Here is a 13,313-nt window from a genome sequence, read left to right as displayed (position 1 = left end):
TTAGGCTTACAGGATCAGGCAAGATTGTTGCGTTTTACTTGACGTGGGGAGTCATACCAACGCCTAAATATACGTCTAATGTGCTCGCTTACATCTTTATAAACATCCATGCGTCCGGGCACAACAATTAGATCTGGACATTTTTTGACTGCATGTGCGGTCGGCATGGCCGAGTGAATACCGTATTGCCGAGCAATATAGTTGCATGTAGATAATACACCTCGTTGCCGCGAGCTTCCGCCTACGGCAACCGGTTTATCTCTTAAATCTGGATTGTCTCGTATTTCTACAGATACATAAAATGCATCCATATCGACGTGAATGAATTTTTTCAAAGCATAAAAACCAAATGCATATACACTGTATATTTACTCAGTATAATATAAAATTAATTTTTATTAACTTTTTTTAAGTATTAATAAAATATGTGTACCAAAATGAACATAAAAATGTGTCGATGATCAAGTCGCTATTTTTATACATTACACAATTTGGTTGTCTTTCCACGCTTTCAATTTAGCTTCTCTAGCCGCTTCTTTTTCCAGTCTTGCTTTTTTTCTATCGCACGGCTCCGGGCAATCACAGGCTTTTTCGACCCCTAAGGCGCCTAAACCGCCGCAAGACCCGGATATACTCTTTCGCTGGAAAATGTAACCAACACCCATTGCTAAAACCATTAGCAAGAAAAACATAAATGCTAGAATAAAAGTACTCATTTAAACCTCAAATTTGATTAAGACTCGTTGTTACGCGCTAATGGCGTTACTCGTTCAGTAAATTTTGATGTAGGGTATTCAATAAATTCATCGCCATCCTTAACAATAAACAAGGCCGCAAGCTCTAACTCTTCCGCCAAGGCAAATCCTTTTTCCATTCCCATAACAATTAACGCCGTTGACCAACCATCAGCCCGCAAGCTCAACTTATCGACAACAGTGACAGACACCACTTTATGCTGGATCGGTGAAAATGTGTTAGGGTCAATTAGATGAGAATATCGAATACCATCATGCTCATAGTAATTTCTGTAATCTCCTGACGTCGCTACAGCATTGTCACCAATTGAAAATACACGTTGGATCGCTCTTTCATTTGTTACTGGCTTTTCGACAGCAATTAACCAATCCTTTTCCCCTGCTTTCTTACCTGAAACTCGCATTTCACCGCCAATTTCCACTAAATAATTTCGAATACCTTTTGATTCGATTAATTCTGCCACCCTATCTACAGCGTATCCTTTTGCGATAGTTGATAAATCGATGTATACCTCTGGATGCGATTTAACTACATTCCCGTTGTTTATTTTGAATTTATCTAGACCGACATACGGCGCAATCATGTTCAGTTTTTCTTGCGATGGCACTTTGTCAGGTCGTTTCGTCGGACCAAAGCCCCATAAATTTACGACTGGCCCTACTGTCACATCTAACATTCCGTTACTCAACTGACCAATTTTTATTGCTTCTGAAAGCACATACTGCGTTTCGGCACTAATACGAAAAGGCACGCCTGCCGGCGCGTCGTTCAGTTTAGAAAGCTCAGATTCGCTGATATAAGTTGACATCAGATTATTGATATCAACAAGCAAATCGTCAACATCATTTCGCAGCTCGTGAGGCGATGTTCTTTCTGCTGACGTTTCTGACAACATGAATTTGATGTTGTAAGTAGTCCCCATAGTCGGACCGGAGACCACGTAATATTTTGGTGTATTTGATGTGCACGCTACTAAATTGATTAGTGAAAAAACCAATAGAAACGATGCGGCTATTCGAATAAGCATAAATTTGGTAAGCAACCTTGTGAATATAAAAAAGGGGCCTAAGCCCCTTTTTTTGTTTATATAACGTTATTATATTCGCTAACCACCGAAGTCGTCCAACATAATGTTCTCATCTTCGACGCCAAGGTCCTTCAGCATGTTGATAACAGCAGCATTCATCATTGGTGGCCCACACATGTAAAACTCACAGTCTTCGGGTGCAGGATGGTCTTTCAAATAATTCTCTAAAAGCACATTATGAATAAAGCCAGTATGACCTTCCCAATTATCTTCAGGTTGAGGATCTGACAATGCCACGTACCAATTGAAGTTCTCATTCTCGCCTTGAAGCATATCGAAATCTTCTACGTAAAACATTTCTCTCAGTGAGCGCGCACCATACCAAAAGGAAATTTTTCTGTCAGTCTTAAGTCGACGCAACTGGTCAAAAATATGCGAGCGCATTGGCGCCATGCCAGCACCACCACCGACAAACACCATTTCGGCATCAGTATCTTTTGCGAAGAACTCACCAAACGGCCCCGAAATTGTTACTTTATCGCCGGCTTTAAGCGACCAAATGAACGACGACATTTTTCCCGCAGGCAGGCTCAAATTATTAGGCGGCGGCGTAGCAATACGCACGTTAAGCATAATAATTCCCTCTTCTTCAGGGTAATTAGCCATTGAGTAAGCTCGAATGGTCTCATCATCAACCTTAGATTCCACATCAAAGAAACCGAAACGCTCCCAATCACCACGATACTCTTCAGGAATATCAAAGTCTTTGTACTTCACATGATGAGGTGGCGCCTCAATCTGGATGTAACCACCCGCTCTAAAGGGAACACTCTCACCATCAGGAATACCCAATTTAAGCTCTTTGATGAAGGTTGCTTCGTTATTGTTAGAAATAACCTCACAATCCCACTTTTTAACACCAAACACTTCTTCAGGTAGCTCAATTTTCATATCTTGCTTAATAGATACCTGGCAAGAAAGTCGACATCCTTCGTTAGCTTCACGTTTAGTTACGTGATCAAGTTCGGTTGGCAGAATTTCGCCTCCACCATCTTTAACATCTACACGACATTGGCCACATGAGCCACCGCCACCACAGGCTGACGATACAAAGATACCAGCATCTGCAAGTGCACCAAGCAGCTTACCGCCTGGTTGCGTCGTGATTGTATTTTCCGGGTCATCATTGATGGTAATAAGTACATCACCACTTGGGACCAATTTTGATTTAGCGAATGTAATGATCAACACAAGGATCAGTACTATCGCAATAAACATACCTACACCGAGGTAAATCTCAGCTTGATTCATTTTCTGCTCCTCTTGACCTTACAGTGAAATACCGGTGAATGATTGGAAACCCAACGCCATCAAACCAGCGATCATAAATACTGAACCTAGGCCACGGATACCATCTGGCATATCCGCATATTTTAACTTTTCACGCACCGCGGCAAGTAACACTATCGCTATCGCCCAGCCAATACCACTGCCGACACCATAAACAACGCTTTCGCCCAAGGTATATTCCCGCTGAACAGCAAATGCCACGCCGCCAAATATTGCACAGTTTACGGTAATAAGTGGTAGAAAGATTCCTAGCGCGTTGTATAAAGCAGGAAAAAACTTGTCAAGACTCATTTCCAGTATTTGCACAAGTGCCGCAATTACGCCAATGAAAGTCAAAAAGTTCAAAAAGCTTAAATCTGCGTCAGGGAAACCAGCCCACGCTAATGCGCCTGGCGCAAGTAAGTTAGTATAGATTATTTGATTAACCGGTACTGAGATACCGAGTACAACAATAACGGCAACACCTAAACCCATAGACGTTTTAACTTTCTTAGATACCGCAAGGAAAGTACACATACCCAAGAACAAGGTTAACGCCATGTTTTCAACAAAGATTGCTTTTATAGCAAGTGAAATATAATGTTCCATCGTAATTATTCCTTAGGCTCAACTTGTTCTGGACGGAAGGTACGAATAGCCCAAATCATTAGACCAATGAGGAAGAACGAGCTAAATGGCAATATTAATAAACCATTCCCTTGATACCAACCGCCATTTTGCACTAACGGCATAATTTCGAAGCCCAAAATAGTACCAAAGCCAAACAATTCTTTTACGGTACCAATCACGATAAGTACAAAGCTATACCCTAAACCATTACCTATACCGTCAAGAAAACTCATCATTGGCGGCGACTTCATGGCATAAGCTTCCGCACGCCCCATTACGATACAGTTAGTAATAATTAGACCGACAAATACCGATAGCTGTTTAGATATCTCATAAGAGTATGCTTTTAGTATTTGGTCAACAACAATTACCAAAGAGGCGATAATTGTCATCTGAACAATAATACGAACGCTCGACGGTATTTGGTTGCGAATAAGAGAGATAAATAAATTAGAAAATGCAACAACCGATGTTAATGCCAAAGACATTACCAACGCGGTTTCTAATTTAGTTGTGATTGCCAACGCAGAACAAATACCGAGTACATGTAATGCAATGGGGTTGCTATCTACAATAGGCCCGAACAGGGCTTTTTTCATTTCTTTAGTATCAGCCATTTTCGAACCTTATGATTTCCAAGATTGACGTTTTAGGTAGTTGCCGTAGCCGTTTTCACTTGCCCAGTATTGCAATGTGTTTTCAACACCATTGCTGGTAAGTGTCGCACCAGATAATGCGTCTACCGCATATTGGTCACCTGGCTTAACGCTCTTGTCTACAGAAATTGCCACTTCACCGTTCTTATACAGTTGCTTACCGTCCCACTTTTTCTGCCAGTCTGGATTTTGGATCTCTCCGCCCAGCCCCGGCGTTTCTTTGTGTTGGTAGTAAATCAACTCACGAATGGTTTCACCATCATTATCTAATGCTAAGAAACCATACATGATGTCCCAAAGGCCACTACCATGCACTGGTAAGATAATACGATTTACGTCACCTTGTTCATTTTTAACATGGTACACGCTCGCAACCGATGAGCGACGCAAAAAGCCAACGTTGCTTCCCTCTACAGAAACTGCATAGTCAGGGTTTTTAGCTGCTTTATACATGTCATATGTATCATATGGCTTGTCTACGTATTGTCCCGTAGATAAGTCAACAAACTTTTCCTCAACGCGCGTATTGTAAACGTCGTCAATTTCACTTTTATTCGTCGCTAACTCGATCAATCCTGCAGCAGTCAGAATATTTGACTTCTTATCGAGCGCCGCGTTTGTATCTTGTAAAGAGCGCAATCCAACGGCTGCACTAGATACAACGATAGAACATGCAAGGCATACAGCGACAACAACACCGATTGTTTTACCTAAAGTTTCTTTTTTAGCCGACACGTGCAAGTCTCCGTTTAATGTTTTTCTGTGCAACAAAGTAATCAAACAATGGTGCCCATAAATTCGCGAATAATATCGCTAACATAATACCTTCAGGAAAAGCTGGATTAATCGCACGTACCAATACCGTCATAAAGCCGATAAAGAAACCATACATCCATTTTCCTTGATTGGTAAACGACGCTGAAACAGGGTCAGTTGCCATAAAGAACATACCAAATGCCAAACCGCCAATCACGTAATGATAATACCAAGGTAAGTTCATCATCGTGTTTGTGTCAGACCCAACAAAATTAAGAAGTAGGGATAAAAACGCGACACCTAAACCAACACCAGCAACAATGCGCCAACTAGCAATACCGAGATAAATAATGAATAAACCACCAAGCATGATAGCCAAGGTTGACACCTCACCTACCGACCCCGGGATATTACCAATAAATGCGTCCCAGAAATTTAAAGCGGGTTGCATTGCACCTTCTTGGCCAACATAACCAGCCTCTGTAGATGTAAATTTACTCAACCATGTTGCACCAGAATAACCATCAGGAAGCTGTGCAGCTATCCAAACTTGATCTCCGGAAATTTGTGCGGGATAAGCAAAATATAGAAATGCACGCCCAGATAAGGCAGGGTTTAAGAAGTTACGACCAGTGCCACCAAAAATTTCTTTTGCAATAACAACACCGAAGGTTATCCCCAAAGCAACTTGCCATAAAGGAATAGTTGCTGGCAGCGTTAACGCAAACAATACTGAAGTAACAAAGAAACCTTCATTTACTTCATGTTTTCTTATTGAGGCAAACAATACTTCCCAAAAGCCACCAACGACAAACGTCGTAGCATAGATAGGGAGAAAGAAACACGCCCCGTAGAAAAACAATCCTAATACACCGGTAGATGCATCGATACTGCCGCCTAGGGAGGAAAACAAACCCGCCTGCCATGTATCAGCGATTGCCCCGCCCATTGCAATAGCATCTTGCGCTTGCGCACCTACGTTATACATGCCATAAAACATCGCAGGGAACGTTGCCATCCACACCATGATCATGATGCGTTTTAAATCAATTGCGTCTTTAACATGAGTATTCGCTTTATTGACTAAACCAGGCGTATAAAAAATAGTCGCAGCAGCTTCGTAAAGCGCATAGAATTTTTCATATTTACCACCAGCTTCAAACTGGGGTTCAATTTTTTCGAGATATGCTTTTAAACCCATTTTAACCCTCTGCTTCTATTTTGGTTAAACATTCACGCAAAATAGGGCCATAGTTATATTTGCCAGGGCAAACATAAGTACATAAAGCCAAATCTTCTTCGTCTAACTCCAAGATCCCTAATTGCTGAGCACTATCGGTATCACCAGACAAAATGTCTCTCAGAAGTAAGGTCGGCAGTACATCTAACGGCATTATGCGTTCATAGTTACCGATTGGCACCATTGAACGGTCAGAACCATTTGTCGTTGACGTCATATTGAACAGTTTTTTGCCGCCCAAATGGCCTAAATATGCTCGAGTCACAGAATGTTTATCCGAACCAGGCGTAATCCAACCAAAAAGATATTTTTCTTTGTCTTCTTTGATTAGAGAAACTTGATTGTGATAACGGCCAAGATATGCCTGAGGCCCAGAAGCAGTTGTGCCGTTTAATACTGAACCAGAAATAACACGTGTTGGTTCACTGCCTAGCTGGTCTTTAGTTAAATCTACAGTACTTGCACCTAACTGAGTTTTTACAATTTTTGGTGTTTTAGCCGATGGACCGGCGATAGAAATAACTTTCGTTACATCTAACTCACCTGTCGTCAATGTCGCACCTATGGCAATAACATCTTGATAATTCACATGCCAAATGATCTTGCCCGGACCAACAGGTTCTAAGAAATGTACATGTGTACCGACTAAGCCAGCAGGATGAGGCCCAGAAAACTCAGTGTTAACAACCTTTTCTCCAGTAGCATCTATTGACGCGCCCGACGCTTTGTTAACATAGATTTTGCCCTCAGTTAGCAAACTGATCGCTGTCAAACCATTGTTAAAATCATCTTTTCGCTCAGCGATGACAATTTCAGGGTCAACCGCCAATGGATTAGTATCCATCACCGATACAAAAATTGCTTTTGGCGCGCTATCAATTGCAGGCACCTTGCTGTAAGGCCTCGTGCGGATAGTCGTCCACAAGCCAGAATCAATCAACACATCAACAATCGCTTGACGATCTGCACTTTTGAGTTGCTCAGGACTAAACTTAGCAAATTCTACAAAGTCGTTACCCTTTATACCGATAACTACAGATTGCAAAACACGCTTAGCACCGCGGTTAACTTCAACCACTTCACCTGATGCGGGCGCAGTATATTTGACACCTGGATTTTTTTTATCCTCAAATATCATTTGCCCTTTTTTAACCACATCACCCACCTGCACATGCATGGTTGGGCGCATACCATTATATTCCTCACCTAGAATTGCCGCTTTAGAAACCGGGACACTGTCCTGAATTTTCTGCTCTGGCGCGCCTAGGATAGGAAGGTCTAAACCTTTCTTTATCTTTATCATACGCAATTGACTACTCTTAAAATAGAAACCAATTTAAACGTGCCTGTTCATTAATCAAGCAAGTTTAAATTAGTCCCTAATCCCTCAGGTATTATTCACAACACATAGATATAAATTCGTTGATCCTTAAATACTCATCAACAAATCCTTTAACGCTTTGTTTTTATTGTTATTTGTTCAGCAGAACGTCGTTTTTGTAAGCGATACCGCGTACATGATAGCGGCGTTCGACGTTTGACTGGCGCGATTTTAGCATTAACCATGCATAAAAGGCTATCGGAATTATACCAATAGCCCTTTTAGTCTTCGAAAGTTGTTAACTTAAAATTCCACCTAACTTATCGTTCCTAAAGGAATTAATAAGTATATATGCATTAACCGTGTAAAAACTTAGGTATCAAATTTAATCAAACTTACCAAGTGACCAATAGATCCACATCGGCCTCATAATCAACATCTTTAATTTCAAATCCAAATAGATTTAAAAATTCACGATTATATCCAGCATAGTCGCTTAACTGATGAAAATTCTCTTGTGTTACCTGGTCCCAAAGAGACTTAATTTTAGCTTGCGTTGCATCGTTAGTTTCAACACCATCCATGCGATAGCGATTTGCTTCATCTACAGGCGGATTTTCAGCAAATAACCTTTCAGCAAATAAACCTGCAATCTGTTCGATACACCCTTGATGAGTGCCTTCTTCTTTCATTACTTTGTATATCAACGAAATATAGAGTGGCATTACTGGTATCGCTGAACTCGCTTGCGTAACAAGTGCCTTGAGCGAACTCACGTGAGCAGAAACCGATTTATCGCTCAATGAAGATATGATAGTTGATGCCGCACGATCCAAGTCTTCTTTTGCTTTGCCGATCGTCGCCTGACCATAAATTGGCCAAGTCAATTCCTTTCCAATGTATGTGTAAGCGGTAGTTTTACAACCATCAGCCAATACATCTGCTTCAGATAACTGTAGCATCCAACGTTCCCAATCTTCACCGCCCATAACTTTCACGGTGTGCTCAATTTCTTCTTGGTTTGCTGGCTCTAGTGACACTTCATGTACTTTGTCTTTGTCTGTGTCATACGTTTTTGTAGTATATGCCTGCCCAACTGGCTTCAATGTTGACTTAAACGTTTCGCCGGTATCTGGGTCAGTTCTTCTGGGTGACGCAAGTGAATAAATAACAAGATCTATTTTTCCTAAATCTTGCTTAATTTTATCAATCGTTTGCGCCTTTATTTCGTCAGAAAAAGCATCGCCGTTAATTGTATCAGCATACAGGCCATCAGCTTTTGCAAAATTATGAAATGCAGCCGTATTGTAAAACCCTGCGGTTGCAGAACGCTTTTCAGTAGGTGGTTTTTCAAAACAAATACCTAAGGTTTTAGCACCGTAACCAAAAGCAGACGTAATTCGTGACGCCAAGCCGTACCCAGTTGAGCAACCTATCACCAAGACGTTTTTAGGACCCGATTCTCCGAAGCCTTGTCCTTGTATGTACTTTATTTGATTTTCAACACTTTTTGCACATCCAACTGGGTGAGCGTTGGTACAAATGAAGCCTCTAACTTTTGGTTTTATTACCATGGTATCTCCTATCGCCTTTGCACGATATTTTGTATTAATGTTGGTCCTTCTAATGCATACACCAATGCTGATTGATGCCCGTTTACACTAGTTAAACCTTAATTTTATTTTTGCAGCGCATTCTACTGATGGAAAAATAAAAAACAAATCTGTCCAGCAGCATTTGCTTTCCTTTACTCATTCATCTGTTCAAGTAATAGGCACGTTCAGATTTTGCATGGTACTGCCTAACACCTTGATAAAAGTCATCGTATTCAGCATATATTTTGTCAAAAGCGGCGTTCTCAGCCCTTTTTTCAGCAATAACCTCATTGGTCGCGGTTTTCAGCGCACTAATAACATCATCAGGTAAGGTCCGCAATTTAACACTATGTTCGTCTACTAATTGTGTCATTGCTTTATGGTTTTCTGATGTGTACTCATCAAGCATATCTTGATTGATCGCGCGGGTAGCGACCTCAACGATTTTTTGTAAATCTTTTGGCAAACCCTTAAGTGCCTTTTCATTGACAATGAACTCTAATAAAGTACCCGGCTCATGCCATCCACTTGTATAGTAATATTCTGCCACTTTATGTAATCCAAAGGTTTGGTCGTTATATGGACCAACCCATTCAGTGGCATCAATTGCACCTGTTTGTAACGATGTAAAAATTTCTCCTCCGGTAAGCGTAAGAGGAAGCCCACCGACCTTTTTTAACACTTCGCCGCCGAGCCCAGGTATTCTCATTTTTAGGCCTTGAAGGTCATTAAGTGTATTGATTTCCTTTTTAAACCAACCAGCCATTTGTACACCAGTGCTGCCTCCAGCAAACGGCACAACGCCAAACGGTTGATATAGCTCTTGCCACAACTTCATGCCGCCGCCATAATGCAACCAAGCATTCATTTCGGTGACATTCATACCAAATGGGATAGCTGAAAAAATAGGTGCTGCAGGTATTTTTCCCTTCCAGTAATAAGCCCCCGAATGTCCCATTTGCGCACTGCCACTGGAAACCGCATTAAAAACTTCAAACCCCGGCACCAACTCACCTGCGCCATAAACCGTTACCTGCAATCGACCGGCAGACATTTCGTTCACATAATCTGCGAACCTTTCAGGCGCACTACCAAGACCTGGAAAATTCTTGGGCCAAGAAGTAACGAGTTTCCACTTATGTACCTCCGTTGATTGCGCATTTGAAACGCCAGCATCACTGGTATTTTCATTTGCGCCGCCACAAGCGTTCAATAATACAAGGGAAAAGATTAGCCCAAATAATTTAAGAAATTTCATCATAATTTTCCATGTTGCCTTTTATATGCGTTACGGATAAACGAAACGCACGTTGCTAGGAGTTATCCATATACAATATTGGGTAGCCAAGTCACTATCGAAGGCACTATTGCAATAATAATTAATAATATTAACTGAATAATTATAAAGGGGATAACCCCTTTGTATATTTGTTCGGTCTTAACTATGTCACTTGCTACGCCACGCAAGTAGAATAGCGCGAAACCAAAGGGAGGTGTCAGAAAAGACGTTTGCAAGTTCACTGCTATCATAATACCCAGCCAGATTGGGTCAGCCCCCATAACAATTAAAATCGGTGCGACTATCGGTACAACAACAAAGGTTATTTCGATAAAATCGAGAATAAAACCGAGTAAAAATATCACAAACATGACTAGTAACATTGCTGTAAACAAGCCACCGGGTAATGACGTAAATATCGATTTCAATAAATCTTCCCCACCAAATCCTCTAAAAACTAAAGAGAATAGGCTCGCCCCGATTAAAATTAGAAACACCATAGACGTCACTTTCGTTGTTTCGGTAGTGACGTATTTAAAGGTTGATAAGGTGAGCGTTTTTTTGATCGCCGCTAAAATAAGCGCTCCAACCGCGCCGACACTCGCCGCTTCAGTGGGTGTTGCATATCCCAATAAAATAGAGCCAAGTACACATACAATTAACACTAAAGGTGGAATCAATGCGCCAAGCAAGGGCCAAATCGAAGTGTGTTCATTTGATTGACCTTCTTTGGGCACCTGATCGGGAGAAAACCGACTGACCGCCCACAAGTACAGTAAATACATTACAACCAATAACAAACCAGGCATTAACGCCCCGACAAACAAATCTCCCACAGAGACACTGTCTGGCGAAAAAATTCCCATATCTAATTGGGCTTTTTGATACGCACTACTAAGTACATCACCCAATAACACTAACGCAATAGACGGCGGAATTATCTGCCCTAATGTACCTGTTGCACAGATAGTACCAGCGGCTAACGAAGGAGAATATCCACGTTTCAACATGGTTGGTAGAGACATTAAGCCCATCGTCACTACGGTTGCACCCACAATACCAGTGCTTGCAGCAAGTAACATTCCGACAAGAATTACAGATACGCCAAGTCCAGTTCTATATCGTCCCAACACAGCAGACATAGACGTCAATAGATCTTCTGCTATTTTGGCTCGTTCAAGGATCACACCCATCAATACAAACAACGGTACAGCAATCAACGTAGTATTGCTGATAATACCAAATAGACGAGACGGGATTGTGAGTAAGTAACTTGTGTCAAATACACCGAACAACGCACCAATACCAGCAAACATTAGCGATACGCCTGCAAGTGTTAACGCGACAGGATAACCAAGCAACAAAGCACCGCAAACTGCAAAAAATAAGAGTAAAGACAACCATTCCATTATGACGAAACCAACTGCTTGTCAAAAATTTTGTTGCCTTGATTGAGTAGTTCAGTGATTGCTTGCAAGGCCATAGAACCGGCAAATATCAACAAAAATGATTTTAATATGTAAACAAAAGGCAAACCACCTGGCTCCCTGCTTCCTTCCAATAGTTGCCATGATTCAACAACATAACCATAACAAACAACAAATAAATAAATACTCACGGGTAACATGAAGAGTAATGCACCAAAGAAATCAACTATCGCGCGTTTTCTGACAGAAAAGCGCCGATAAAAAACATCTACTCGGACATGCCCATCATGTTGAAACGTAAAAGCTGCGCCAAGTAAAAATACAGCGGCATGTAAATAGGTTATCGATTCTTGTAAGCCTATCCAACCGAGATTAAAACCATAACGAAGCAATACAACTGAAAACATCAAAACGGCCATAATCATAGTGGCGTAACTGACAAACACGCCAAGTGTACGATTAATGTAAACGATAACATTCTTAAAAAGTAACATATAGAAAATAAAAACTAAAACTACGCTGGTACGCACATTGTGACACAAGTACATGTACAAGCAAATTATTGATTTACAAAAAATTAACGTCTAAGAATTTAAACGATTGGAAATACGATATAATAATTATTGGGCGCAGGAGTGGTGAACACCACTCCGAACTCACTACTTTGCTACGCAACGATGTCAAGCAACTCAACGTCAAACACTAGCGTGCTGAATGGGCCAATGGCCGCACCTGCACCTTGCTCTCCGTAAGCTAAATCATATGGTACGTGCAAACGCCACTTATCACCTACAGACATCAATTGTAATGCTTCAGTCCAACCTTTGATTACACCATTTACTGGGAATTCAGCTGGTTCACCACGGTCATAACTACTATCAAATACTGTTCCGTCTATCAACGTTCCATGGTAATGCGTTCTAACAGTAGATGCAGCACTCGGCTTATCACCGTCACCAGTATTCAGTACTTCATACTGTAAGCCAGTATCAGTTACTGTGATTTCGTCACGCTTGGCGTTTTCTTCAAGATAAGTTTTACCCTTTGCCATTACTTCTGCAAACTGCGTTTGTTTAGCTGCTTGCATACGCTGATGAATCTCATTGAATGCAGTTCTTAAGGCCTCATTACTTACTTCAGGTGCTTGACCAGAAAAACCTTGCTTCACTCCCTCAAGCACAATATTAATATCCAACCCGTCAAAAGGGTTTGATGTCAATTGCTGTCCCATTTGAAAACCAATACCATAACTGGCTTGTTCTTCTATACTTGTATATTTATCGCTCACAATATTTCC

13 protein-coding genes and 1 pseudogene are annotated in these 13,313 nt (G+C 41.2%); all 14 read right to left on the bottom strand.

The window, feature by feature from the left end; genetic code table 11:
* Nucleotides 1-50 precede the first annotated feature (50 nt).
* Nucleotides 51-335, bottom strand: a pseudogene (locus QQK00_RS18570) (Y-family DNA polymerase); the annotation flags it as partial.
* 147 nt (nucleotides 336-482) lie between these two features.
* Nucleotides 483-716: a (Na+)-NQR maturation NqrM gene (gene nqrM, locus QQK00_RS18565; protein ID WP_284219189.1), complete on the bottom strand. Its 234-nt coding sequence runs from the start codon at nucleotides 714-716 to the stop codon at nucleotides 483-485.
* 17 nt (nucleotides 717-733) lie between these two features.
* Nucleotides 734-1,783: an FAD:protein FMN transferase gene (locus QQK00_RS18560; protein ID WP_431307760.1), complete on the bottom strand. Its 1,050-nt coding sequence runs from the start codon at nucleotides 1,781-1,783 to the stop codon at nucleotides 734-736.
* A gap of 78 nt (nucleotides 1,784-1,861) precedes the next feature.
* Complete coding sequence (gene nqrF, locus QQK00_RS18555) at nucleotides 1,862-3,094, bottom strand: NADH:ubiquinone reductase (Na(+)-transporting) subunit F (protein ID WP_284219187.1); 1,233 nt, start codon at nucleotides 3,092-3,094, stop codon at nucleotides 1,862-1,864.
* 18 nt (nucleotides 3,095-3,112) lie between these two features.
* Nucleotides 3,113-3,721 (bottom strand): NADH:ubiquinone reductase (Na(+)-transporting) subunit E, encoded by a 609-nt coding sequence (gene nqrE, locus QQK00_RS18550; RefSeq protein WP_284219186.1) that lies wholly within the window; start codon nucleotides 3,719-3,721, stop codon nucleotides 3,113-3,115.
* 5 nt (nucleotides 3,722-3,726) lie between these two features.
* Nucleotides 3,727-4,359, bottom strand: coding sequence for an NADH:ubiquinone reductase (Na(+)-transporting) subunit D (locus QQK00_RS18545; RefSeq protein WP_284219185.1), 633 nt, complete (start codon nucleotides 4,357-4,359; stop codon nucleotides 3,727-3,729).
* Nucleotides 4,360-4,368: 9 nt separating this feature from the next.
* Nucleotides 4,369-5,133, bottom strand: a complete 765-nt coding sequence (locus QQK00_RS18540) for a Na(+)-translocating NADH-quinone reductase subunit C (RefSeq protein ID WP_284219184.1) — start codon at nucleotides 5,131-5,133, stop codon at nucleotides 4,369-4,371.
* Nucleotides 5,123-6,355, bottom strand: coding sequence for an NADH:ubiquinone reductase (Na(+)-transporting) subunit B (locus QQK00_RS18535; protein ID WP_284219183.1), 1,233 nt, complete (start codon nucleotides 6,353-6,355; stop codon nucleotides 5,123-5,125). Before QQK00_RS18535 ends, QQK00_RS18540 begins: the two co-directional genes overlap by 11 nt.
* 1 nt (nucleotide 6,356) lies before the next feature.
* The gene (locus tag QQK00_RS18530; protein ID WP_284219182.1) at nucleotides 6,357-7,697 is read right to left on the bottom strand and encodes a Na(+)-translocating NADH-quinone reductase subunit A; all 1,341 of its coding nucleotides are present in this window, start codon (nucleotides 7,695-7,697) and stop codon (nucleotides 6,357-6,359) included.
* A gap of 413 nt (nucleotides 7,698-8,110) precedes the next feature.
* A complete protein-coding gene (fabV, locus tag QQK00_RS18525) occupies nucleotides 8,111-9,289 on the bottom strand; it encodes an enoyl-ACP reductase FabV (RefSeq protein ID WP_284219181.1) in 1,179 nt (392 codons plus the stop codon).
* Between the two features lie 181 nt (nucleotides 9,290-9,470).
* Nucleotides 9,471-10,568, bottom strand: coding sequence for a TRAP transporter substrate-binding protein (locus QQK00_RS18520; RefSeq protein ID WP_284219191.1), 1,098 nt, complete (start codon nucleotides 10,566-10,568; stop codon nucleotides 9,471-9,473).
* 62 nt (nucleotides 10,569-10,630) lie between these two features.
* Nucleotides 10,631-11,998 (bottom strand): TRAP transporter large permease, encoded by a 1,368-nt coding sequence (locus QQK00_RS18515; protein WP_284219180.1) that lies wholly within the window; start codon nucleotides 11,996-11,998, stop codon nucleotides 10,631-10,633.
* Nucleotides 11,998-12,423, bottom strand: a complete 426-nt coding sequence (locus QQK00_RS18510; protein ID WP_284219179.1) for a TRAP transporter small permease subunit — start codon at nucleotides 12,421-12,423, stop codon at nucleotides 11,998-12,000. The genes QQK00_RS18515 and QQK00_RS18510 overlap by 1 nt, the downstream gene beginning before the upstream one ends.
* Before the next feature lie 260 nt (nucleotides 12,424-12,683).
* A complete protein-coding gene (gene bamJ / locus QQK00_RS18505; RefSeq protein ID WP_284219178.1) occupies nucleotides 12,684-13,304 on the bottom strand; it encodes a BamJ family beta-barrel-assembly machinery protein in 621 nt (206 codons plus the stop codon).
* Nucleotides 13,305-13,313: the final 9 nt, after the last annotated feature.

Source organism: Agaribacter marinus, from assembly GCF_030160655.1.
GTDB lineage: Bacteria > Pseudomonadota > Gammaproteobacteria > Enterobacterales > Alteromonadaceae > Glaciecola > Glaciecola marina.
This window is presented reverse-complemented; position numbering and strand designations above follow the sequence as displayed.

What these genes read in the sequence shown, in the direction of transcription:
- nqrM (WP_284219189.1), bottom strand. Translation starts at nt 716, where the DNA reads ATGAGTACTTTTATTCTAGCATTTATGTTTTTCTTGCTAATGGTTTTA.
- QQK00_RS18560 (WP_431307760.1), bottom strand. Translation starts at nt 1,783, where the DNA reads ATGCTTATTCGAATAGCCGCATCGTTTCTATTGGTTTTTTCACTAATC.
- nqrF (WP_284219187.1), bottom strand. Translation starts at nt 3,094, where the DNA reads ATGAATCAAGCTGAGATTTACCTCGGTGTAGGTATGTTTATTGCGATA.
- nqrE (WP_284219186.1), bottom strand. Translation starts at nt 3,721, where the DNA reads ATGGAACATTATATTTCACTTGCTATAAAAGCAATCTTTGTTGAAAAC.
- QQK00_RS18545 (WP_284219185.1), bottom strand. Translation starts at nt 4,359, where the DNA reads ATGGCTGATACTAAAGAAATGAAAAAAGCCCTGTTCGGGCCTATTGTA.
- QQK00_RS18535 (WP_284219183.1), bottom strand. Translation starts at nt 6,355, where the DNA reads ATGGGTTTAAAAGCATATCTCGAAAAAATTGAACCCCAGTTTGAAGCT.
- QQK00_RS18530 (WP_284219182.1), bottom strand. Translation starts at nt 7,697, where the DNA reads ATGATAAAGATAAAGAAAGGTTTAGACCTTCCTATCCTAGGCGCGCCA.
- fabV (WP_284219181.1), bottom strand. Translation starts at nt 9,289, where the DNA reads ATGGTAATAAAACCAAAAGTTAGAGGCTTCATTTGTACCAACGCTCAC.
- QQK00_RS18520 (WP_284219191.1), bottom strand. Translation starts at nt 10,568, where the DNA reads ATGAAATTTCTTAAATTATTTGGGCTAATCTTTTCCCTTGTATTATTG.
- QQK00_RS18515 (WP_284219180.1), bottom strand. Translation starts at nt 11,998, where the DNA reads ATGGAATGGTTGTCTTTACTCTTATTTTTTGCAGTTTGCGGTGCTTTG.
- QQK00_RS18510 (WP_284219179.1), bottom strand. Translation starts at nt 12,423, where the DNA reads ATGTTTTCAGTTGTATTGCTTCGTTATGGTTTTAATCTCGGTTGGATA.